At 52.1% G+C, this 24,031-nt stretch carries 19 protein-coding genes; 4 read left to right on the top strand and 15 right to left on the bottom strand.

Translation table 11 applies throughout. The features are described from left to right. Positions 1-12 precede the first annotated feature (12 nt). From fucP to guaB, 4 genes are all read right to left on the bottom strand, one after another. Positions 13-1,374, bottom strand: coding sequence for an L-fucose:H+ symporter permease (fucP, locus tag EZJ44_RS05095; protein ID WP_131280900.1), 1,362 nt, complete (start codon positions 1,372-1,374; stop codon positions 13-15). Positions 1,375-1,376: 2 nt separating this feature from the next. Then, positions 1,377-2,003, bottom strand: coding sequence for a deoxyribose-phosphate aldolase (gene deoC / locus EZJ44_RS05100; RefSeq protein WP_131281080.1), 627 nt, complete (start codon positions 2,001-2,003; stop codon positions 1,377-1,379). A gap of 213 nt (positions 2,004-2,216) precedes the next feature. Continuing rightward, positions 2,217-3,200, bottom strand: coding sequence for a sugar-binding transcriptional regulator (locus EZJ44_RS05105; protein ID WP_131280903.1), 984 nt, complete (start codon positions 3,198-3,200; stop codon positions 2,217-2,219). 189 nt (positions 3,201-3,389) lie between these two features. Further along, complete coding sequence (gene guaB / locus EZJ44_RS05110) at positions 3,390-4,898, bottom strand: IMP dehydrogenase (protein ID WP_131280905.1); 1,509 nt, start codon at positions 4,896-4,898, stop codon at positions 3,390-3,392. 106 nt (positions 4,899-5,004) lie between these two features. On the opposite strand from guaB, the gene EZJ44_RS08725 reads away from it, so the two are divergent. The 3 genes from EZJ44_RS08725 (at position 5,005) to EZJ44_RS05120 (ending at position 7,031) form a co-directional block, all read left to right on the top strand. Beyond that, on the top strand, positions 5,005-5,166 hold the full coding sequence (locus EZJ44_RS08725; protein WP_165496116.1) for a hypothetical protein: 162 nt from the start codon (positions 5,005-5,007) through the stop codon (positions 5,164-5,166). 242 nt (positions 5,167-5,408) lie between these two features. Further along, complete coding sequence (locus tag EZJ44_RS05115; protein ID WP_241658603.1) at positions 5,409-5,669, top strand: WhiB family transcriptional regulator; 261 nt, start codon at positions 5,409-5,411, stop codon at positions 5,667-5,669. A gap of 213 nt (positions 5,670-5,882) precedes the next feature. Beyond that, a complete protein-coding gene (locus tag EZJ44_RS05120) occupies positions 5,883-7,031 on the top strand; it encodes an SGNH/GDSL hydrolase family protein (protein WP_165496117.1) in 1,149 nt (382 codons plus the stop codon). Between the two features lie 101 nt (positions 7,032-7,132). Here the strand turns inward: EZJ44_RS05120 and groES are convergent, their stop codons facing one another. Beyond that, entirely contained in the window at positions 7,133-7,429 is a 297-nt protein-coding gene (groES, locus tag EZJ44_RS05125; RefSeq protein WP_131280912.1) for a co-chaperone GroES, read from the bottom strand. Positions 7,430-7,667: 238 nt separating this feature from the next. Between groES and EZJ44_RS05130 the strand changes: the two genes are divergently transcribed. After that, positions 7,668-8,870, top strand: coding sequence for a class I SAM-dependent methyltransferase (locus EZJ44_RS05130; protein WP_165496118.1), 1,203 nt, complete (start codon positions 7,668-7,670; stop codon positions 8,868-8,870). Positions 8,871-8,985: 115 nt separating this feature from the next. On the opposite strand, the gene rbsD is transcribed toward EZJ44_RS05130, so the two are convergent. From rbsD to EZJ44_RS05185, 10 genes are all read right to left on the bottom strand, one after another. Beyond that, positions 8,986-9,381 carry a D-ribose pyranase gene (gene rbsD, locus EZJ44_RS05140; RefSeq protein WP_131280916.1) on the bottom strand — a complete coding sequence of 132 codons (396 nt, stop codon included), beginning with the start codon at positions 9,379-9,381 and terminating at the stop codon, positions 8,986-8,988. Continuing rightward, entirely contained in the window at positions 9,382-10,299 is a 918-nt protein-coding gene (locus tag EZJ44_RS05145) for a ribokinase (protein ID WP_131280918.1), read from the bottom strand. It abuts the gene before it with no gap. Next, positions 10,296-11,243: a D-ribose ABC transporter substrate-binding protein gene (locus EZJ44_RS05150; protein WP_131280920.1), complete on the bottom strand. Its 948-nt coding sequence runs from the start codon at positions 11,241-11,243 to the stop codon at positions 10,296-10,298. The genes EZJ44_RS05145 and EZJ44_RS05150 overlap by 4 nt, the downstream gene beginning before the upstream one ends. Before the next feature lie 46 nt (positions 11,244-11,289). Beyond that, positions 11,290-12,279, bottom strand: a complete 990-nt coding sequence (locus EZJ44_RS05155) for an ABC transporter permease (RefSeq protein ID WP_131280922.1) — start codon at positions 12,277-12,279, stop codon at positions 11,290-11,292. Further along, positions 12,279-13,859 carry a sugar ABC transporter ATP-binding protein gene (locus EZJ44_RS05160; protein ID WP_131280924.1) on the bottom strand — a complete coding sequence of 527 codons (1,581 nt, stop codon included), beginning with the start codon at positions 13,857-13,859 and terminating at the stop codon, positions 12,279-12,281. The genes EZJ44_RS05155 and EZJ44_RS05160 overlap by 1 nt, the downstream gene beginning before the upstream one ends. Then, the gene (locus EZJ44_RS05165; protein WP_165496119.1) at positions 13,856-14,878 is read right to left on the bottom strand and encodes a LacI family DNA-binding transcriptional regulator; all 1,023 of its coding nucleotides are present in this window, start codon (positions 14,876-14,878) and stop codon (positions 13,856-13,858) included. Before EZJ44_RS05165 ends, EZJ44_RS05160 begins: the two co-directional genes overlap by 4 nt. Before the next feature lie 334 nt (positions 14,879-15,212). Then, positions 15,213-19,976 carry a DUF7507 domain-containing protein gene (locus EZJ44_RS05170; RefSeq protein WP_165496120.1) on the bottom strand — a complete coding sequence of 1,588 codons (4,764 nt, stop codon included), beginning with the start codon at positions 19,974-19,976 and terminating at the stop codon, positions 15,213-15,215. A gap of 442 nt (positions 19,977-20,418) precedes the next feature. Continuing rightward, on the bottom strand, positions 20,419-21,150 hold the full coding sequence (locus EZJ44_RS05175; protein ID WP_131280930.1) for a succinate dehydrogenase/fumarate reductase iron-sulfur subunit: 732 nt from the start codon (positions 21,148-21,150) through the stop codon (positions 20,419-20,421). After that, complete coding sequence (locus tag EZJ44_RS05180; protein ID WP_131280933.1) at positions 21,147-23,117, bottom strand: fumarate reductase/succinate dehydrogenase flavoprotein subunit; 1,971 nt, start codon at positions 23,115-23,117, stop codon at positions 21,147-21,149. The genes EZJ44_RS05175 and EZJ44_RS05180 overlap by 4 nt, the downstream gene beginning before the upstream one ends. A 17-nt stretch (positions 23,118-23,134) precedes the next feature. After that, positions 23,135-23,845, bottom strand: a complete 711-nt coding sequence (locus EZJ44_RS05185; RefSeq protein ID WP_131280935.1) for a succinate dehydrogenase cytochrome b subunit — start codon at positions 23,843-23,845, stop codon at positions 23,135-23,137. Positions 23,846-24,031 lie beyond the last annotated feature (186 nt).

The raw sequence follows: 24,031 nt of genomic DNA on the forward strand, positions 1-24,031 counted from the left end.
ATCCCTCTCCGACTATGCGTTCTTCGAAGCCTTGTAACGGCGCAGGAAGTAAACCAGCACTGCCACGAAGCAAACGAGAGATACCGAGAATGCCATCTGCATCGAGCCGAGCTTATCGGATACAAGACCCTGGATAACTGGGATAACAGCTCCACCGATGATCGACATAACGATCACAGCTCCACCAGTTTCGGTGTGGCGCTTGTCCTCAATCGAATCAAGGGTTCGTGCGTAGATTGTTGCCCAGCATGGACCGAACAGACCGGAGGTCAAAATCGCTGCGTATACTGCGGTCATATTTGGCACAGCAATCACGTAAGCGAGTGCGAGCACGCCAGCAACCGAGTAACCAATGAGCACGAGATCGGCATTGAACTTGGTCATCAAGACATTGGCGAGCACCTTACCGAGGAAGAACGCGATAAACGCTGCCACCATGTAGTTCGAAGCCGCACGCTCGTTGAGAGAATCGTCAAGGTTCAACGCAAGGCGAATCGTGAACGACCACACCGCCGTCTGCATTCCAACGTAAAGGAACTGTGCCAAGATGCCCTCGCGGAACTTGGCGTTCTTGGCCAGGTAGGAAAGCGTTTCACCAATGCTGGCTTTTACCTCATGATGTGCACGCATCGGCTTGCAGTGCGGGAACTGTGTAATAGCAACGATGATGAACAGAATTGCCAACACAATGATGATGAAGCGGTAAGGCTGCAAGGTGCGCTGAAGCATATCATTCGCGAACTGGGTGCGCTCAGCACCGGTGAGCTCGCCGAGCTGCTTGTGCAGTGCATCGCCCTCGGTGAAGATCAGGTACTTGCCCAAAAGGATTCCGAAAATGGAACCGAGCGGGTAGAAGGTCTGGGAGATGTTGAGGCGCAGCGTTGCAAGACGACGTGGACCCACCATTGACGAGTAGGTGTTGCAGGAAGTCTCCAGGAACGAAAGACCAGTTGCAATTGCGAAAAGTGCTGCCAAGAACACCGTGTAGGTGGCCATGCGCGACGCCGGGAAGAACAGCGTGCAGCCAATGATGTAGAAGCTCAGACCAACCAAGATGCCCGACTTGTAGCTCCACTTGCGAATAACGCGCGAAGCTGGAATAGCGAGCAAGAAGTAGCCGCCGTAAAATGCGGACTGCACGAATGCCGAAGCAAAATCAGACAGTTCGAAGATGGCTTTGAACTGGGTGATGAGGATATCATTCAAGCTCGCGGCTGCGCCCCACATCGGGAAGCAGATCGAAAGCAGAATGTATTGCAAGATCGGCGTCTTGTTGAGATAGCCGTCCGAGAGCTGCAGGGATGGATCCTTAATCAATCCAAAGGTTTCATTCTTGACGCCCTCTTCGCGAGCGCCGGTTTCAATAGTTGTCATGTTTACTCTCCGATGAGTACTTTGCCAGCCGACGCGCCAATGCGGTTGGCTCCGGCGTTTACCATTTCGTTAAAATCAGCGGCGGTGCGGATTCCGCCCGAGGCCTTGACTCCGAAGTCTGGCCCCACTGTGTTCCGCATTATTGCTACAGCGTGTGCTGTGGCTCCACCGGTGGAAAATCCGGTGGACGTCTTGACGAAATCAGCGCCAGCCTTTACAGCTGCTTCACTTGCGCGCACGATTTCTTCATCGGTCAAAAGGCAAGTTTCCAAAATTACCTTAACCAATGCGCCGGCAGATGCTTCAACGACGGCGGCAATATCAGCTTCCACTAATGCCCAGTCGCCATCTTTGACAGCACCGATGTTGATCACCATATCTACTTCCGTTGCGCCGGCCGCAACGGCGTCTTTCGCCTCGTAAGCTTTCGCTTCGGAAGTCATTGCTCCGAGCGGGAAGCCGACGACGGTGCAGATGTTTACGTCTGAACCGCTGAGTAACTCGGCGCAGGTTTTGATCCAAGTTGGATTCACACACACTGCACCCATACCCCATTCAATCGCCTCAGAGCACAATTGTTCTACCTGAGCGCGGGTTGCGTCTGGCTTGAGTAAGGTGTGATCGATCATTTTTGATTTATTCACCGGGGAAACTCCTTTGTTCGTGATGGTTATCCACAACTTAACAAGGCAGAGCACAGTTGGGAAGATTGACGTTTTGGTGCGGCGAAATTAGAAAAACAGCATACTATCAGGGAAAACGCCATCAATACCGCGATTTTTTGCCGAAAACTCGCCCATAAGTTCCCAAGCAGAACATATGTTCCGCAGCAGTAAAATAAATCAAAAAACTTGCATATAGGACTGAGCGCTTGGGCTTTGCACTATCGCGCGAGCAGTGTCAACATCCGTGACAAGTCGATTAACGTAGCCATTTTCCAAAGCCGCCCGAATAGCTTTGACCTTACTTGACCCGCCCGCCACAAGTATCTTCTGTTCCTTGTGCCGCAAATCAGGAAGCGAAATGCCAAGCGTGCGGTTGTTAAAATCAGGCAAACACACACGCCCTGATTCGTCAACGAACCGCGAACAAATGTCTCCCACCGCCCGAGAAATCAGCTCTTCCCGATCTTGTTGAGTCAATGGGCTACGTTCGATGAGATGCCGATTCGTTTCAATATCCCCCACCGTGTACAACACGATACGGGCGCGAACTGCTAAATCAAGAACGCGGCGAAACTCGGGCACTTTCATCAATCTGTTTTGCACTGCCACAGAGCCAAGGAACGTAGGCGCAGTAAGAGCCACACATTGCGCGCCGAATGCGTGTGCCAAGCGTTGCATCGTCGTCGGCTGGCCTTCAGCTGCACGTGGCTCGGAGAGTCCGTTCGAAACCTGCACCACGGTAACGTCGCGACGCGGAAGAATTTCGAGGTGATCCGCGAGCGCTGCCACCGTTCGCGATGGTACGACGCCGATCATATCGCCGTCGCGTACAAGAGATTTCAGTAGTTTCGCACCTGCTTGCCCAAGTGCTTGCCGCAGCGAGTCTTCGTCAGGACGCGCTGGACTCACCAAAATGAGGTCAAGGAGGTGGTAACGCTGAATGAGTGTATCGACGAGCATCTCATCGCGTTCACGCGGATCAAGTACCTGCACCCGAATAAAACCGCGTTTTTCGGCGTGGGCAAGCAGTTTTGAAACGGTTGGCCGCGCCACGTGAAGTTTATCGGCCACCTCAGCTTGAGTCATGCCTGAGTAATACAACTTCGCCGCATCGATAGCTTGAATATCGCGCGGTTGTAGGGAAATTGATTTCTCAGACATAATCTCTCGAACTGCCAGATCAGTTGATGGATCAGCGCACGTGAAACCTCGCGGTGGACCCTATAATCGAACCCAACGATGAGACTCGCACGCCAGCAACACAACTGAGTGATACGACCGTGGGTGGGCAAGTCAGACTTGCCCACCCACGAATGACTTCTCTAGTCAGTGTAGAGCTATGCTCAGAAATTAGCGATTTGAATGCGAATAGTTCGGTGCTTCAACCGTCATTTGGACATCGTGCGGATGCGATTCGCGCAGACCTGCCGAAGTAATGCGCACGAATCGTCCCTTTTCAGTCAGTTCAGCAATAGTACGCGCACCCGTGTAGAACATCGTCTGGTGCAAACCGCCGACTAGCTGATAAGACACTGCACTCAAAGGTCCACGGAAAGGCACTTGACCTTCGATTCCTTCCGGAATAATTTTGTCGTCAGTTGAAACGTCCGCCTGGAAATAGCGATCCTTCGAATAGGACACTCGTCCACGCGAACTCATCGCTCCCAAGGAACCCATACCACGGTAGTTCTTGAACTGCTTACCGTTCACGAACACCAGTTCACCTGGGGATTCTTCACAGCCTGCCAACAGCGATCCAAGCATCACGCACGAAGCACCTGCTACCAATGCCTTGCCGATATCACCGGAATACTGCAAGCCGCCGTCTGCGATGATAGGCACGCCGGCTGGTTTACATGCAAGCGAGGCGAGGTAAATCGCCGTCACCTGTGGGACGCCGATACCAGCAACAACGCGCGTGGTACAGATCGAACCTGGGCCAACTCCTACTTTCACTGCGTCTACGCCTGCATCAATCAGGGCTTGCGCACCTTCACGAGTGGCTACGTTACCGCCGATAACCTGGATGTTAGCGAATTTTGGATCGCTCTTAATGCGCGAAATCATCTCCAACGCAAGCTTCGCTTCACCATTTGCAGTGTCTACAACCAGAACGTCAACGCCGGCTTCCGCGAGCGCCTCCGCACGCTCCCACGCATCGCCCCAGTAACCGATGGCTGCACCGACGCGAAGCCTGCCTTCGTCGTCTTTCGTAGCATTCGGATACTGCTCGGTCTTCACAAAGTCCTTAACAGTGATAAGACCAGCGAGTTTGCCATTGTCGTCTACAAGTGGAAGTTTCTCGATCTTGTTCTTCGCCAAAAGCCTCGCGGCTTCTTCATTGGTAATACCGATTTTTCCGGTGATGAGCGGCATCGGAGTCATCACTTCTTTAACGGTCAGTTCACTCCACGTAGCAGCCGGAATGAAACGCAGATCGCGGTTGGTGATGATTCCGAGCAACACATTATCGGCATCAACCACTGGTAGGCCGGACACCCGATAGCGCCCGCACAGCTTATCTAGCTCAGCGATAGTTGAATCTGGATCGATAGTAACTGGATCAGTCACCATTCCAGACTCCGAACGCTTCACGATACGAACTTGGTTCGCCTGATCCTCAATCGACAGATTGCGGTGCAGAATGCCGATTCCACCCTGACGTGCCATCGCAATAGCCATACGAGACTCTGTCACGGTATCCATCGCAGCAGACAGCAGCGGGATCTTTAGTTCGATCTTTTTGGTTAATTTCGTGGTGGTGTCTACTTCCGAGGGCACAACATCGGTTGCACCAGGAAGGAGGAGGACGTCGTCATAAGTTAAGCCAATGAGGGCAAAAGGATCTTTTTCAGTCACACATCCAGTCTATTCGGAATTGCTCCAGATTCGTATTTTGCGTTCTGGGTGTTCCACCACATGGTTTATATCGCCAAAATGGATTTCACATTGTGAGGCGGTCGCAGTGATGCGGCCGGTTAACACGCAGGACGACGACGGGGGCACGCTCGTAGGTCACGCACCGTTTTACACCAACGAAGAACGTCAACGATACAAAGTAGGTTACGAGCGGAAGCATCCGAGTACGACGCCGGACGCATCGGCTGCGGGCGAGCATGAAGTCTAGCTTTCAATGTCCCCATACCACATAATTTTGCTCAGAGCGCTATTGTGAGCAGGATTCTTGCAAAAAACAGGACTAAGGAACTAATGTTAAGAACAGCTAGTTCAAAATTGAACAAAGCATCGTTGGGAGCAACATTGCCGAAATCTCGGGTCAAATCCTGCTCGATCAACGATGAGTGCGCATTATGCGCAGGAAGGACGTGACCATTGGTTGCTCACATCAAAGATGTGCAAGGAGCCCTTGTGGACTTCTGGGATTGGCAGATTCTTGGAAGCTGCAACAGCCTCGATCCAGAGTTCTTTTTCCATCCAGAAGGCGAACGTGGCGGTCCACGCCGACGACGTATTGAGCGCGCAAAGCGCATCTGCCAAAATTGCCCTGTAATCGAGCAGTGTCGCGACTACGCACTCTCACACAACGAACCATACGGAGTTTGGGGCGGACTCTCCGAAGAAGAACGCGGGCGTATTCTTCAGCAACGGCGCCGCGGCAGAACCGCTTAAGCCAAGAAATACCTACTATTTCGTCACCCATCCACAATCTATTTAATTAAATATTCAGCCTGAGCAGTTTTCTTGTACGAAGTTTTTTCTTCATACGTGAATTGCTCAGGCTTTTCGTTTTGTTAACCTCCATAGCGTAGAGTACTTAACAAGAACACTCCATTGTTCTCATTATAGCGTTTACCTAGCGCGCTTCACAGAAAGGTGCTCTTCGTGAAAAAACGGCGGAACTTCCTCGCAATCATTGCGGCCTTTTCCCTGTTTGCAGTGGCAACTAGTCCGCTTACCGCACAGGGAGATGACTCCCCCACAAATCCACAGAAACTCAACTTCGTTCAGCTCGGAGATTCCTACTCCTCTGGAAATGGCGCAAACAGCTACTATGAGTTAAATTGCCATCGCTCACTCGAAAACTACGGCAACAAAACGGCGAGCACCCTTGCGGCGTCTTACCGAAACGTTGCGTGTGGCAACGCTGTGGGTGCAAATCTGATCGACACACCTCAGCACTTGGGAAAAATCTCGTTCGTAACGCGCGGATACAACATCCCCACCAGCGCATATCCAGATCAGGCAGCCGAGTGGCTAAATCGTGTCAAGGCGGAGAACCTCTGTGGACCCGTTCCGCTCGACAACGGTTTTTGGGAATACCGAATGGTAGCTCCAGCACCGGCAGGTAATCTGTTCACTGCAACCCTTGAGTGCCACCTATACAACGATGTGCAGATAAAAGCAGTAACGCCTGATACAGACGCCGTCTTCCTTACTATCGGAGGCAATGATGCAAATTTCGTAGGCATCGTTTTGCACTGCTTCGTAATGCGCAACGCAAATACGTGTAAGACACGGCTAGATGCAGGCAGAAACGTTGCTACCACAACTGGACCAGCGTTGCTACAGAAAGTTCTGCAAGCGATTGACGAGCGCTCACACGGCCACGCACACGTCTATCTACTCAACTATCCCGATCTACTCAACACTGATTTCTACACACTGCCAGAAGGACCAGCTGGTTGGTACAACGTTGGTAACGAGCTTCGATCTCTTCAAAAGGAGTACGACGGCGTTGAAACCGCTGCTCTCGAGGCAATGAACGCTTCAACCGATTCACAACGGTTCCACTTCGTAGATGTGAAGAAGGCATTTTTAGGTCACGGCTTGAACCCGTACATTTTTGCCGACCAAAGTAACTCATGGATAGTTCCGCCGCTGAGCAATTTCTCTATGTCTAGCTATATGCATCCAAATCAGACAGGTTGGAATGTGGAAGCAGGCGTGCTCACACAACACGTGCAACAAGATTTTGACACCGGAAAAGCACCGAGCCTCGATTTGGACGACGCTATACTAATCGGACGATAGCTCTCGCGATTAACAAGACAAACTAATATCTTACGGCTCATATAGCGGTAGATATGGTTGAGGGGCGGCATATGCCGCCCCTCAACCAATTAAATCTATGCTCAGCGCTCTACAATTGCGAGAATATCGCGTGCAGAGAGAATGATGTACTCATCAGCGCCGTACTTGACTTCGGTTCCGCCGTAACGGGAGTAGATAACAACGTCGCCAACTTTAACGTCAAGCGGAACGCGGTTACCGTTGTCGTCAATACGACCTGGTCCTACCGAAACAACAGTGCCTTCTTGTGGCTTTTCCTGAGCGCTGCCAGGAAGAACAAGACCGGAAGCGGTTGTTTCTTCTGCCTCAACCTGCTGGATGACAATGCGATCCTCGAGGGGCTTGATGGAGACCGACATGCGGTTCCCCCTTTTCTAAACTCGTACCTTTGTTAACGAACCTAGTGGACCCGCCGTCGCGGGGGTCGAGCCCAATCCAGGGAGTAGCATTTGCTACATACATAATAAAGATTATGCTTCTTCTAGCACTCGGTCAATTTGAGTGCTAATACGGGTGTAGAAACTCGCTATCTGCGAACGAAACACGGTAACGCTTCTAGAGCGAAACAGTGTGCCCCATCTATGAGAGACTTATATTGTGAGCATTAAAGATCTACTGAGCGGGCGCGGCGCCGAACTCCTCGAATCTCTACCACCCTACTCAGAGACAAGTATTTTTGGACTCACCGAGCAACTTCGCAAGGCTGGCCACGAGCCACACCTCATCTCCGAAGCGCTCACCCAGTCGCGACTGCGCGCGAAAGCACAGGCTAAATTCGGTGATTTTTCCTCAGGTTTGTACTTCACGCCTGCTGGTCTTGAACAAGCCACCCGCCTCAATGTGGCGGCTTTCCACGCCCAACGTTTCCGTGAAGAAGCTCAGTCGCAGCACGTGCTCGATTTTGGATGCGGTATTGGCGCGGATTCGATTGCTTTCGCAGGGTTGAATCTCAACGTCACCGCCGTCGAAATGGATGACGACGCCGCGGCGGCTGCCAGCGCAAACCTACGCTATTTTCCTGGCGCACGTGTTATTCATGCCGACGGGAACTCTCTTGATTTAGCATCGCTTGGCACAGATGCTCTGTGGGTAGATCCTGCTCGCCGCCAAGGCGGAAAACGCATCAAAGACCCTGAACAATGGTATCCAGCACTGAGCAGCGCCATTGCAATGGCAGCAGAGTTTGCGAGTGCCGGAATAAAGATAGCTCCTGGAATTGACTACACGGTACTCCCCCGCAAATCCCATGTGCAGTGGATCAGTGTTGATGGCGACTTAGTTGAAGCGGTAGTTTGGCTCGGAGATGCGGCACCACAGGCAGGTAGAAGCGCTCTGATTTTGAAAGACGGGCGCTCACACGTATTCGATTCAGGCAGTTCCGATCCTCGTTTGCCAGCTATCGAGTTGGAACCTAAGGAACTTGGAGACTACATTTTTGAGCCTGATCCCGCTATTATCCGGTCTGGATCAATCATGGCGCTGGCAGATCAGCACAAGATTTCACCCGTTTCTTCCCGCATCGCTTATCTCACGGGCGATGATGAAATTCTTAGCCCCTTTGTGTCCACTTTCAAAGTGGAGTGCGTGTGCGATCTCAATCCCAAAGTATTGCGCAAAACATTAGCTGAAAAAGGAATTGGGCGGGTGGAAATTAAGAAACGCGGCACCGATATACTGCCCGAAGAGCTACGCAAAAAGCTCAAGCTTGATCCAAAACAGCCACATGCAGCAACGATTATTGCCACTCCCCTGCTTGGGAAACACCGGGCCGTCATATCAACTCGAATCAGCGAGCGTTAATTAGTTGTTTTGTGGGGATCGCGTCTGCAACGTGCGATTGCAAAACGCGATCCCCACAAAACTAGCTCACCTAGAGCAAGAGAACCACAAAGGTTGAGGTTGAATATCTGCCTATCTAAAAGGGCACACCGCAGTGGAAAATCACGTTAGCGTACGGGGTTGTTTCACCAGTCCTAATAACAAATGAGGCCTGCTCAACCTGCCGCTTTAGATCCTCGTGTGACACATATTCAATAGTGCCAGCACAATTGCCAACTCGGTCTTCAACCCATGTTTGCGCAACCGTGCCGTTGACCTCATGAGCCAAGGTCACACCCTCAATCACCACTTCTTTGAGTACCGCATCAAGAACCTGCGTAAACCGCGGTATGCCAAATACCAAGGCGAGGTCAATCACCTCAACATGCTGCGGAATAGGCAATCCACAATCGGCTACCACGAATGTATCCATGTGCCCGAGCCGTGCGATGGCTCTGTTCAAATCAGGATTGAGGATCCCGTCCTTTTTCACCTATGCCTCCTGAACTTCGGGAAGTTGTTCGACTGAGCGTGCATACGACGTCTGCGCGCCATGCCCTGTGCATGCAAACGCCCCAACTCGCACTGCAAACCGAGCAGCTTCTTCAAGCGAATCCCCAGCTGCCAAGCGGTAAGCAAGACCACCCACAAAGGCATCGCCAGCGCCGGTGGTATCCACGACATCTACCCGGGGCGACGCGACCTCAACCACAGCGTCGTCGCGCGCAACGAGAGCACCCTGCGCCCCGAGCGTCATCACCACCGAAGCGAAGCCCTGTGCTCGAAGCGCCGTCACAATATCGAAAGGAGAGGACGATTCTGTGATTGGCACTCCGAGCTGATCTAATACGAGGGCTCCCTCGTGCTCATTGATCACGAGCGGATCGGCCTTGAGTAGAAGGTCATGATCTACCTCAACAACTGGAGCAAGATTGATAATCAGGCGATGCTGAGCGAGCCGTGCTGCAGTTTCAAATCCCGTCCGCGGAATTTCACCTTGCAGTACCACGATGGAAGCAGCGCTAATGAGATCAGCACTTTCTTCCACCAGCTCATTGGTCATGTAGGCATTGGCTCCGCTGATCACGATGATGTTGTTCTCACCAGCGTTATCAACGGCGACGACGGCGAGTCCAGTCACGTCGTCTACCTCACGTACGCCCGCAAGATCAACGCCGGACTCTTTGAGGAACTGCAACGCAGGCGCCGCATTGGCATCCTGCCCTACGGCCCCTATCATCGCCACGTCCGCGCCTAGGGCTGCCGCTGCAACCGCTTGATTGGCACCTTTTCCACCTGGGGCGATATTGCCGCCCCGACCATGCAATGTTTCGCCTGGCAGTGGATGCCTATCAACGCGAATCATCAGATCCGCATTGATAGACCCCACCACTACAATCTTGTTTGTCACTTGACTTCGCCCACGTTTTCCTTGGTCACGGTCACAACTGAAACTGGAACTTCAGCTTCTACCTTGCCACCATCGAGTGCTTTCTTTGCTTGCTGGATAGCAAGCTTACCAAGCTGTTCTGGTTGCTGTGCAATCGTTGCAACCATGCGATCAGCCTTGATAGCTGCAAGTCCATCCTTCGTACCGTCGAAACCAACTACCTTGATACCCTTAGGGTTCTGTCCCAATGCCTCGATTGCACCCAGTGCCATCTCGTCGTTTTCAGCAAAAATTCCCTTGATGTTTGGATTTGCTTGGAGAAGGTTGTTGGTTACGTCCAAGCCCTTCGCGCGATCAAACTCAGCGGTTTGCTTGGCCGCAACTTTGATACCTTTGAACGCAGCAATTCCCTGCTCAAAGCCCTTGCCACGGTCACGAGAGGCAGACGAACCCGGCACACCTTGGAGCACGAGCACTTCACCGTTTTCGCCAATTGCCTTAGCCAACGACTCAGCAGCTTGCTTGCCACCTGCAACGTTATCGGAAGAGACGAAAGAGGTGAGCTGGGCACCTGTCACGCCACGATCCACTGCAATCACTGGAATCTTGGCTTCATTGAGCTTCTTCACGCCAGGTGCAGCAGCATCGGAATCCACCGGATTGATAATCACGAGGTTCGCGCCAGTAGCGATTGCGTTGTCGATCTGGTTGGTTTGGGTTGCTGCGTCGTCACGAGCATCCTGAACTTGGAGTTCGACGCCGGCTGCATCCGCTTCTTTCTGAGCACCGTCACGGAGTTGGACGAAGAATGGGTTGGAGAGGGTCGAAACCAACAGCACAACTTTCTTCTTCTCGCCACCGGACTTACCGCCGTCGGCAGATGAATCGCGGTTACATGCGCTCAGGCTCGTAACTGCTAACGCGCTCGCAGCGAAAATAGCTGCAACCTTACGGAACTTCTTCATCGGAGTTTCCTTTCTTGTTTTACAACTGATTTCAGTTGTGGTTTTCTTAATCGTTTTTCCGGCGTAGCACATCGATTCCTACCGCAACCGCGATAACACAACCGATCACTACTTGCTGCCAGAAAGAATTGACATTGAGGATATTGAGGCCGTTGCGAATAACGGCCAAGAGCAAGGCACCCACGAGCGTGCCCGAGGCTTTTCCGGAACCACCTGCGAGCGAAGCACCACCAATAACGACGGCGGCAATCGCGTCCATTTCATAGCCGGTGGCGGCGCCAGGTTGTGCAGAGGAGAGTCGACCCGCGATCAACAGTCCTGCAAATCCGGCAAATAATCCCGAAAGTGCATAAACCGATACCAAAGTACGCTTTACCGGTAGACCAGATAAACGCGCCGCCTCAAGGTTTCCACCAACGGCATACATCGAGCGTCCCAACACAGTGCGGCTGAGAATAAACCAGCACACCACGCCTGCCACAGCCAGCATAATCACAGGCACAGGCACCGGGCCGATATACGAACCGAGGAAATTCACCTCTGGAGCCGTTGGAATCGGGCGGCCATCTGAGAGCACCAGCGTCAAGCCGCGAGCCACGGACATCATCGCCAACGTGGCAATAAATGCAGGGAGTTTGCCGTATGCGACGCCAATACCCGAAATAACGCCTGCTAAAAGCCCCACAAGCAGCCCGATAAGCAAAGTCACGAAGCCCGGCAAACCAATATTGGTAAACATATATGCGCTCACCATCGCACCCAAGGCAGCAATTGATCCCACTGCGAGGTCAATACCAGCAGTGACGATCACGAAAGTCATGCCGAATGCCAAAATTGCGGTGGTCGCGGATTGGATTCCCACGTTGAGCAGATTCTGCGTGGTGAGGAAGTTGGGCGTAGCAATAAACAGCGCGATGCACAGCACCACGAGGCCTACAAGTGCGCCATTTTCTGCCAAGAAATGCCCTATTTTCGAATGGCGTGGAGCGCTCAGCGACTTCTTTGCCGCCGGGGTTGTCTCAGTAGCTGATGTCATCAGAGTTCTCCTTCATGAAAAGCTTGTTTGCCTTGGGGTTCATTGTTTGTCGTAGCACTGCCATCTGTTGGCACGTCGTGGGTATGCACCGCGGAAGTCACATTGCGCACCGCCAGAGTCATCACTGCATCTTGGGTGGCTTGCGCCGCATCAAGTTCGCCAGCGATCCGCCCTCGGCTCATCACCAAGATGCGATCACTCATTCCCAAGACCTCTGGTAGTTCGGATGACACCATCAGCACGGCACCGCCACGAGCCGTTACTTCATTGATGAGCTGGTAAATCTCGACTTTCGCACCAACGTCAACACCGCGGGTCGGCTCGTCGAGTAGCAACACGTGGGAATTTGCCAGCATCCAGCGCCCAAACACGACTTTCTGCTGATTTCCGCCCGAAAGATTGCGTATTTTCTGATCCACCGATGCCATACGCACGCGGAGTTTCTCCGCAACACTTGTGGCACGACGTCGTTGCCCGCGTCGATCCGCAAGCCCCATTTTCGCAGTGCTTTTTAGCGTGGCGTATCCCAAGTTTTCATTCACAGAAGCATCGAGTACCAGCCCCTGTACCTTGCGATCTTCTGGCACATGCCCAAGACCAGCCGCAATGCCGGCTGCCACGTTGAAACGTGGAATGGCTTTTCCACGTACGGTCACTGTGCCGGCGTCATAAGGATCAGCGCCAGCGATGGAACGAACGACTTCTGTTCTTCCTGCACCAACAAGCCCTGCGATGCCAACTACTTCCCCAGCTCGAACACTGAAAGTGACATCTTCAAATACGCCTTCGCGCGTCAGACCTTTCACTTCGAGCAAAGTCTCGCCCAACTCAGATTTCTGACGCGGGAACTGTTGGTCGATCGAGCGTCCCACCATGAGCTGAACAAGTTGATTTTCAGGTGTCTTAGCTGGAACTTCTTCGATGAACTGCCCATCGCGCAACACTGTTACGGTATCGCCTATTTCGGCGATCTCGTCGAGGTGATGGGAAATGAACACCATTGCCACGCCCTTAGCACGCAGATCATTCATCACCGCGAATAGCTGGGCAATTTCAGGTTTTGTGAGCGTCGCTGTTGGCTCATCTAAGATGAGGATGCGCGCGTTTTGACTCAATGCCTTGGCAATCTCAACCAGCTGCTGTTTGGCCACGCCGAGCCGATGAACCGGCGTGGAAAGATCCACGTCCAAGCCAATGATATCGAGCGCTTCGCGGGCTCTCCGGAAAGTCTCACGCTTGTCAAATAACCCCATTTTGCTTGGAGTTCGTCCCAACATAATATTTTCCGCCACCGAAAGGTTCGGAGCCAGATTCAGTTCTTGGTGAATAGTTGCGATGCCAAAGGATTCCGCCGCTTTCGTGCTTGGCAACGAAACTTCGCGTCCATCGATCAGGATTCGACCGCCGTCGGGCTGATAAATACCCGACATCATCTTGATAAGCGTGGACTTTCCGGCTCCGTTCTCACCGAGGAGAACTTGTACCTGCCCCGGACGCACCGGCACCGTGACGTCGTCGATAACCGTTACCGGGCCAAAACGCTTCGTAACGTGATCGAGCACTAATACAGGTTCCGTCATTGTGTTCCTCCTGTGGAATCTCGAATAACAAGTTCGCCCGCGAACTCGAAACCTTCAGTGGACTTTGCTGCGCCGTTAGATTCGATGAGCTCAATGAGGCATTCAACCGCAGCAGCAGTGATTTCACGGATGGGCTGGCGATAGCTCGTGAGTGTGGGAGAAATCCATTCGCCCAGTTCAAGACCGTCGAATCCAGCGATGAGCACATCGGTGCCTACCAGGGCACCCGCTTGTTTCGCAGCTTTGATCGCACCAATCGCCATGAGGTCGTTATCAGCGAAAATCGCTTGCGGCCAGTGGTTTTTCTCTCCTGCGAAAAGTTCGGCGACGACGTCGTAACCAGATTGCGCAGTAAAGTCGCCTGCGATATTCAACAGCGCTTCCAAAGGAACTTGTGCTTCTTGGCAAGCGGCAATAACACCACGCTGACGCTGCTCGGTAATCGACAAGTCCTGTGGGCCTTGGATATGCACGAACTTCTTTGGCGCGGTATGCAAGGCACCGAGCACATGCTGCACTACTTCGAATGCACCGCGCTCATTGGTGGCCGAGAATCGTGGCAGTGCGACGCCGTCGACCTCACGATCGATTGCCACGATTGGCATCTTCCGCGTTGAGTTGAGCGAGGCTTGCATGTCCAATTCCGGCTGCCCGCCGACGAGCAATACACCATCAACCATCGGCGCTCGGAACAGGTCGTAAGCCGCTTTGAGCGGCGTGTGGGAGATGGTCACATTCACTGCGAAGTTGTGGCGCTGAGCAACTTCAGTAGCCTGCTCGATCAAGGTTGGGAAGAAAGGGTTTTGGATAGAGTCGACGACGAAGCCAATCGTATCGGTGCGCGAGCGTCGCAAGTTTCGTGCCACTCGAGAAGGCTGATAGTCAAGCTCCTCGATTGCTTTTTCTACACGACGACGCAGTTCGTCAGCTACTGGCTTCGATCTGTTGAGCACGCGCGATACCGTGGCGGGTGATACACCTGCCCGATTTGCTATGTCGCGTATTGCCACGTTCGTCATCATCGACTCCATGTTTTGTAGAGATTCTAAAAACCGACCACTGAACCTCCATCAGTTCAGGAAATCGATTTCCTAATGGGAAGTGTAGTTGCATGATCCACGTCACGTCAAGAGAAAAATTATTTTATGCCATTGTTCAGGAGTTTTAGCGCATTGGGATTTGGAATATCGCCGCACCTATAGTCGGTTCGAGGAGTGAACCCAACCGACCGCCCCTAACCGGCTTACAACAAAGGCTGACCGACAGGGTAACCACGCTATGTACGCGGCTACCCTGTCGGTCAGCCTTGTTATAAAGGATAAGTGCTCGTTATAAACGCTTGGTTTTGTAAACTTATGCTTGTTTTCTACGAACTAGCACGCCTGCGCCTAGCAGCATGAGTGCCGTCAGGAGCAATGCTATTGAGGTCGATCCAGTTTTAGCGAGAACTGATTCAACCACGTCCAACACTGGCGTTGGCGCTGGCGCTTCTGCCGGTGGCACTGCGACTGGTTTTGTGGTTTCTTGTTCGAGGATCACTGGCGTAGTTTGTACCGCGATATTGCCACTGGGAGTTGCCCGAGCAAGCATCGCCGAACGCACTTTTCCGTTGGCGATATCGGCTTTCGTCACAGTAACTTCCTCGATACATACAGCGCTCTTACCCGGTTCGAGCGCCGCCGCATCACAGCTGATCACTCGATCAACATTACCTGCAACTAGACCAGATCCATTGACGCTCGGATTGAGAACGCCCGTCAAAGAAGCGACTGAGCGCGTACCAGTATTAGTCACCGTATAGACGAACGTAACCGTTTCGCCCTCATCAGCTAGCTGATTTCCGTTCACATCGTCGAGCCGTACTTTCCCACTCAGCGATAACTCAGCGCGAGAATCGGTAGGTAACGAAGCAGTTTGTTTGCCCGTGGTGACGTTAACTTTGTTCACGCCCACGCCCGTTGTTTCCACAGCTCCTTGAACGGTACCTGCATCAACATCAGCTTGGGTAACGCTAACTGGCTGAGAGGAACACACCGCGGATTGTCCAGCACCAATCTTGCTCGGAGTGCAAGTCATTGTGTAGCTACTTCCCGCGCTAGCCGTGAGCGCATCAACACTGACCGCACCAGTATTGATTACAGTCATGATCAGCTGCACGCTATCACCGGCATCAGCAAGCCCATCACCATCGACATCATCAACAAGTTTAAGCACCGTTGTACCTGTGATCTGCACGATCTGGCTCAGACCTGTGGTGGCCTGATGGGATAGGCTCGTCACCGCCGTACCGTCTGGATTCTTCCCCGACGCCGTCGCCGTATTAACGAGCGTCGCACCAGCGTCTATATCAGCTTGCGTGAGCTTCATATCAACCGGATCACAATCTACGCTGGTCTTAGCACCTATCGTGGCAGGGCACGTCACCGTAATGCCACGATCTGCCAGATTCTGATCGGCAATAACTGGACTCGATACCGTCACATCACCCGTATTCGTTACCTTGAACGAGTAAGTTACCGTATCGCCAGGATCGCCAGCACCATTACTATTCACATCGCCCGTGAGCTTGGCTGTCTTAACGAGCACCAAGCCACTAACTTGAGACGTGGCGAGGGAAACCGGGAAATCACCAGCGCTCAGCTTCGTACTTGCTGGGCTAATACCCGTGGGATTAAGCGTGGTAGTAATCTTTCCTGAATCAATATCGGCCTGCGACGCCGCATACACGCCCGACTCACACGTCGTAGTGTCACCTGCTCCAAGAGATGTCTTGACACATGTCATCGGTAGCGACGCGTTCGTTGACGCGACCCCTACCGTATTCAACGTGACACCGCCCGTGTTCACCACTGTGATCACAGCTTTGACTGTATCGCCAAGATCAATAACACCGTCACCATCAGCATCATTGACTAAAACCAGCGACGCATTATTCGCAGCAATACCTGCTGCTTGGTTCGTTGCGGTGTTCGTCGTCGAAACATTAGACGTCACATCCGCATTCAAACCAGTCACACCCGAAACACTCGCCGAATTGTTAATCGTGGCAAGAGTATCAACCTGCGGCGCGGACACTATCATATCCACGCTCGTACAATTCACACTCGCTCCAGGCGCCACCGACGCCGGGCAGGTGAGAGTCAAACCTAGATCGGTGAGCATTTTATCGTCAAGCTTGAGGTTGTTGACTGTCTGGTCTCCCGTATTCGTCACCGCAAACGAATACGTCACCACATCATTAACATCAGCAAGACCATTACCATTGGCGTCCTTGGACAGCACCGCTTGCTTATCCAGCTTAAGACCAATACCCGAAGCCAACGGCACGCTAAGCGTGCGCTGCACCGACGTCACCTTCTGCGACGCGTTATTGATCCCCGAGGCCGTCACCGCATCCAAATAGCTCTGCGCATCCACATCCGCCTGGCTAATCGTCGACGTTGTACTACACGTAGCTTGTGCTCCACCCGCCAAGGTAGTTGGGGTGCAGGTGACCGCACGTCCGTTGATCACGATATTGTTGAGCGTAGCACCACCAGTGTTTTTCACAACGTAATTCCACGTAACAGTTTCGCCCGCGTCACCTTTCCCATCGCCGTCTTTATCATTCAACACAAACGACGACGTCACATCAATCGCAGAAGGCATCACCGTGGCCGATGTCAAAGCAGTCTCAGTAATTTCATAAGCACTCGAACCAACAGGCACACTCGAACGAGCAACCGACGCATACGCCGTGCCAGTTGCATTGGCAGGTGCAGTGAGCTTCCACTGGAACGACACAGACTTCCCAACAGACAGCACCGTAGCACCAGCCTTAAAACGCAGCGCCTTAACCGTAGAAAGATCAGCAGGTGCCGTCGACGTCCAATCATCCACACACCCAGCAACCGACGCATAAACCTCAGGCCGGCACGGATTAGAAGAAGTAGAATACTCTACCGTATACCCAGCAGGAACACTCGAAACTCCCGCGAACACCGGCGTCCACTGCGAACCATGCGCCAACGATTCATTCGAGGCAAGCAAACCATGATCCCCCACATACGGAAGCACCGCATACAACACCGCATCCTTATAATCCACAGCAGACGAATTACTCAACAACAAATCCTGCGCATACGTAGAACCAGGCTCAACCTGAGCGTCACGCATCGCAACACCGGCAGGATCAGTCAACAAATTAGTCGTCACCTGAGTAAGAGGAACATAGGTCAATGCCCCTGAGCTCCAGGGTAGCGCTGTTGTTGCTGCATTAGAATCCACATTATAGGTGTCGTTTGCATACATTCCAGGAAAAGGCTGCGACTGTAGTGGAACAGTCGTGTTTTGCCACAACAAGGCCTGATACGGGATATTAGATGCTGTTGTTGGAGCAGTGGGTATCACATTATAGGAAAATTTGAAATTTATCGGAGTCTTCGTATCAACCAACGGCGGCATTACGATATTGCTCCAATCAATATCCCATTGTGTACCGCCCGATACAGCTTTACTCGTGATCGACAACGGCGCAACACTAGGAATCCCCGCTGTACCAGAAACGAAGGCCACCGATTTAGGATCAAATGCCAAATTTGTCGGCAAAATAAACGAAACATGAGGCGCCAATGAAGCGGTGTACGACTCTTGAGATACCGTAAGTGAGTGACTAAAGGGCATGCCGACCATACTCTCGTTATACGATTGACCCGACATAATTGTGAGACGCCCACGCCATGATTCACACAGTGAAATAGTTTCATTATTAGGAATGGTTGTGGCAAGTACGGTGCCGTCACCGTAGGTCAGTTCTAACGAGCGCTGGAGGGTTGTGCTCGCGCCCGGCGTCGTACCAAGAGGGAACTTGCCACTATACTGAATCTGCAGATCATCGAGTGGAGAAGTAATGCCTCCGCCTACAATGAGACCAGTTGCAGTGACTTGCACCCAATCTAGTACACCACCAGAATCGGGCCATGCACCTGAATCAGTATTTGGCGCGATATGTTTCGTACGCGTGGTCGTGTCCCCCACGTAGCGATACTCAATAACGAGATCAAGATTGGTTTTAAACGGTGTGACTACATTTGTGAGTGTCCAACTTCCACCCGTAGGCTGAGAAATCTTAAACACAGCCTTTGTGACATCCGCACCGTAAGTATCAAAACCGATTGATCCAGTATAACCTTGTTCAGGTTGCATACATTTCGTTCCAGAGCTCGCATGTACATTCGTATCCTGCGAGGTTTGATTCGGCACTGTACCTGACAACGTAGTGCTAAAAGTGGCAGTTTTCGTCACCTGGGTGCGCACTTGCGAACCAGAGGTCCAATCCTCAATATTTCCAACCCAGCGACCCGGAATCTGCACTGTTTGCCCGGCTGTAAAACGATCTTTTGGAAAAGTAATGTCCGCCGTGCACCACGCAAAATTACTGGGACTATATCCATACATCCCTGAAAGCCCTGGTCTCGCAGGAAGCGGGCATGTTAACGTTCCGCCTGTTCCATCTGCGCCTGGGGTCCATACTGGAGTTCCATTCCAATTGTTTTCTATGAAAGGCAATACTGCACCGGCTGGAATATCGACGACGAATTGCGAATCATACAGGTACAGCGCACCCACGCTGTTGCCCACCACCATATTAAAGGCATATTTGCCGGTGTTGCCAACGGCTAGATTAGCTGGCGAATAGGCTAAATTGATCTTCGCCTGATCAGTAGCTTGAGCAGTCACGTTAGCGTTAGTTGTAGCATTAGTGCTACCCGTGGCAGACATTGTGGCACTCAGAGTGAGAGTTTCACCGTTTCCATATCCACCATTAGTAGTGGTCAGCTCCACCACAAAAGAACCCGTTGTACCCGCAGCTAAATTGCCAGCATTCCAATTCATTATCGAAGTATTAACGTATGATGTATTAATCTTGGCAGATGTTATAAGTTCAGAGAGAGTTTCTCCTTTTTGCCCGGCAACTTGAAAACTAATCTGCGAATTATCACAGCTCGCCACACTACAGGTGTATGAAACTACGTATTTAACCGTCTCACCAGGCTTAAAAGTGCTTTGTTGCGGGGTGATAGACACGCTCATCTGACCGCCGGCAGCAAAAGCAGGCAGTGCTGCACCAGAAAACATTCCAATAATTATTGCGAAACACAACCCTAAAACGCCGTATTTTCTACCGTTAGCTTTACGGAAACCATATTTACCACTCAAAAAATGAACCAAGCTCGCCTTTTTCGGTTCGTCACTAAGAGAAGGGTAAGTACGCATAAAAATCTCTTCCGAGTCATTTGAATAATCAATTAAACATTACCTTCTTGGTACTACGTTTTCCACGTAAAATATTAGCTCTGCCTCACATATCACTACGCTTGCCTCAGTCTGTTAATCGCCGTCGAAAACCTGACCAGGTTACAGATTATCTATTTGAATAAAAGCCTTTGGCCTTTAAGCCAGCCTTTCGCCCTTATCCCCTAAAACCCACCCCATCCCACAAACCGCTCCCACTACCTCCATCGCAAAACAAAAGGGAGCGCAGGTCATCGACCTGCGCTCCCTTTCGAGCACGCTAATATCACATGGCTTTAATCAGATCACGGTTGAGAATCGAGATGAACTCAAGCGGAACTTCTTTCGGGCAAGCCGAAGCGCAAGCTCCAGTATTTGTACAACCGCCAAATCCTTCAGCATCATGCTGAGAGAGCATATTTACAACACGCTCTTTACGCTCAGGCTGACCCTGTGGCAAAAGACCGAGGTGAACTACCTTAGCGGAAGTGAACAGCATTGCCGAACCATTCGGACAAGCAGCCACGCAAGCACCACAACCAATACATGCCGCGGCCTCAAAGGCCTTGTCGGCATTTTCCTTGCGAATTGGTGCAGCGTGTGCATCTGGAGCAGCTCCGGTATTCACGGAGATGTAACCACCTGCTTGCACGATACGATCAAGTGCCGAACGATCCACAACAAGATCGCGTAGCACTGGGAATGCCGTTGAACGCCACGGCTCGATGGTAATGGTGTCGCCATCTTTGAAGTGACGCATGTGAAGCTGACACGTGGTGGTAACTTCCGGTCCGTGTGGATCGCCATTAATAACGATTCCACACTGACCACAAATTCCTTCGCGGCAGTCCGAATCGAAGGCAACAGGTTCCTTGCCCTCATCGAACAGCTCTTCGTTCAGCTGATCGAGCATCTCAAGGAACGATGCCTCTTCTTCAACATTCTGGATGGTGTGCGTCTCGAAGTGACCCTTATCTTGTGGGCCAGCCTGACGCCAATATTCGAGGTTAATTTTCACTTGTAGCTCCGCTGCTTCATATGGACGAATTCGTAGTTGAGGTCTTCCTTGTGTAGGACTGGGGCTTCGCCGTCGCCAGCAAACTCCCACGCCGCCACGTAAGCGAACTTATCGTCGTGGCGGAGAGCTTCGCCTTCTTCCGTCTGCGATTCTGCACGGAAGTGTCCACCACAAGATTCTTCGCGGTGAAGAGCGTCGATACACATCAGCTCACCGAGTTCGAAGAAGTCCGCAACACGACCTGCCTTCTCCAATGCCTGGTTGAGCTCATCGGCCTTACCGGTCACACGAACGTTCTTCCAGAAATCTTCGCGCAACGCACGAATCATACCGATAGCCTTCTTCAAGCCTTCCTCGGTACGCTCCATGCCGCAGTACTCCCACATGATCTGACCCAATTCCTTGTGGAACGAATCGACCGAACGGTTTCCGTCGTTCGACATGAAGTGAGCGATACGATCGGTATTCTCCTTCTGGATTGCCTTGAGCTCAGTGTTCTCAGCATCAACTGCTGGGAATGGACCATCTGCCAAGTAATCGTTGATCGTATTAGGAAGAACGAAGTAGCCATCGGCCAAGCCCTGCATAAGCGCCGAAGCACCCAAGCGGTTCGCACCATGATCCGAGAAGTTAGCTTCACCGGCAACAAACAGACCAGGAATCGTTGACTGCAAATCGTAATCAACCCACAAGCCACCCATGGTGTAGTGCACTGCTGGGTAGATACGCATTGGCACTTCGTATGGGTTTTCACCGGTAATACGCTCATACATGTCGAAGAGGTTGCCGTACTTCGCAGACACCTGTGCCTTGCCCATGCGCTGAATTGGCTCAGCGAAGTCGAGGTAGACGCCGCGTGCAACGCCGTCGATCTCTGGACCTACGCCGCGACCTTCATCACACATATTCTTTGCTTGACGCGATGCAATATCGCGTGGCACGAGGTTACCGAACGATGGGTAGATGCGCTCCAAGTAGTAATCGCGATCCTCTTCAGGAATGTCACGCGGATCCTTCTTGGTGTCCTCAGCCTTCTTTGGAACCCAAATTCGACCATCGTTACGCAGCGATTCCGACATCAGCGTGAGCTTCGACTGCGAGCTACCATGCTGTGGAATACAGGTTGGATGGATCTGCGTGTAGCAAGGGTTACCGAAGAACGCGCCGCGGCGATGAGCACGCCACACTGCAGAACCGTTACATCCCATTGCGTTCGTGGAAAGGAAGAATACGTTTCCGTAACCACCGGAGGCAATGACGACGGCGTCCGCGATATGCGTTTCTACCTCGCCAGTTACCATGTCGCGGGCAATGATGCCACGAGCACGGCCGTCAATGACGATCAGATCCACCATTTCGTGGCGGCTAAACAGCTCAACGGTGCCAGCCTTTGCTTGACGCATAAGTGCCTGGTATGCACCAATAAGAAGCTGCTGACCAGTCTGACCACGTGCGTAGAACGTACGGGAAACCTGCACACCACCGAACGAACGGTTGTCAAGCAGACCGCCGTATTCGCGAGCAAAAGGAACACCCTGCGCCACGCACTGATCGATAATATTTGCCGAAACCTCAGCCAAACGGTACACGTTGGATTCACGGGCGCGGAAGTCGCCACCCTTGATGGTGTCGTAGAAGAGGCGGTAGGTGGAGTCGTTGTCGTTCTTGTAGTTCTTCGCAGCGTTGATACCACCCTGAGCGGCAATAGAATGCGCACGACGAGCGGAATCCTGGTAGAAGAACGCTTTGACGTTGTATCCCATTTCGCCCAAGGAAGCGGCGCCTGCGCCACCTGCAAGTCCCGTTCCGACGACGATGACGGAGAGCTTACGACGGTTCGCTGGGTTCACCAAGCGAGCGTCAAATTTACGCTGCTCCCAACGCTTTTCAAGCGGACCTTGTGGGGCTTTAGCATCAACAATAGCTTCGCCCTCACGATATAGACCCTTAATCAATGTTTCAGTCATTTCTTATATCCCTATTCTTAAAGGAGTCCGAACAGGATCATGGTTGGCGGCGTCATGAATCCAACGATCAATGCGAATGCCACAATATCGCCGGTGATCTTGAATGCACGCTCGCGTTTGCGAGACGACAATCCAAGCGTTGCCAATGCCGACCACACACCGTGGCGCACATGCATAGCCACAGCAACCATCGCGATCAAGTAGAAAGCCCACAGCCAAGGCACCGAGAATCCGGCAACCACACGGTCGTATGGCTCCATAGCTGCATAGTTCTCTGCGCCAACCGAAAGGTGAAGCGTGGTGAATTGCAACAAGTGGAACACGATAAAGATTGCGAGGATGATTCCACCCCAACGCATCGTGCGTGCGGTGTAGGTTTGCCCTGCGCGCACCTTCTTTCCGGTGCTCACTTTGTATGCGCCACCGCGAGCCTTGTTAGCACGGCTCCACAGTGCGATCGCAGAGTATGCATGTCCGAGAATCGCAAGCAGCAAGAATGCGCGCATAAGCCATACGGCACCCTTGTGCGGGAGAACCGGATAAAGCAAGTCATTCTGCAACCAGTGTGCATAGTGATTGAAAGCGTCTGCTCCGAGCAACATCTTGAGGTTGCCGTACATATGGAACAGCAAGAATAGGACAAAGATCAGGCCTGTACCGGCCATGAGCACTTTGAGCGCTACGGTCGTCTTACGGCCGCTATTGTTAATTACAGTTGAGTTAGCCACAATCCAAAAAATACCAGAATGCGGCATGAAATTATCGGGCGTAAGTACCTAGAAAGGCTTATTTTTCGCCAATTCAGCCTTCACTCAAGAACGTTATTTTTCAACCATGCGCTTTATTCCGCATACTCAAGCCAATTAAAACGACGACGAATGTGGCAGCTATTTTTGTGAGACTTTGTTTGCGTA

Source organism: Arcanobacterium bovis, from assembly GCF_004331995.1.
Lineage (GTDB): Bacteria > Actinomycetota > Actinomycetes > Actinomycetales > Actinomycetaceae > Arcanobacterium_A > Arcanobacterium_A bovis.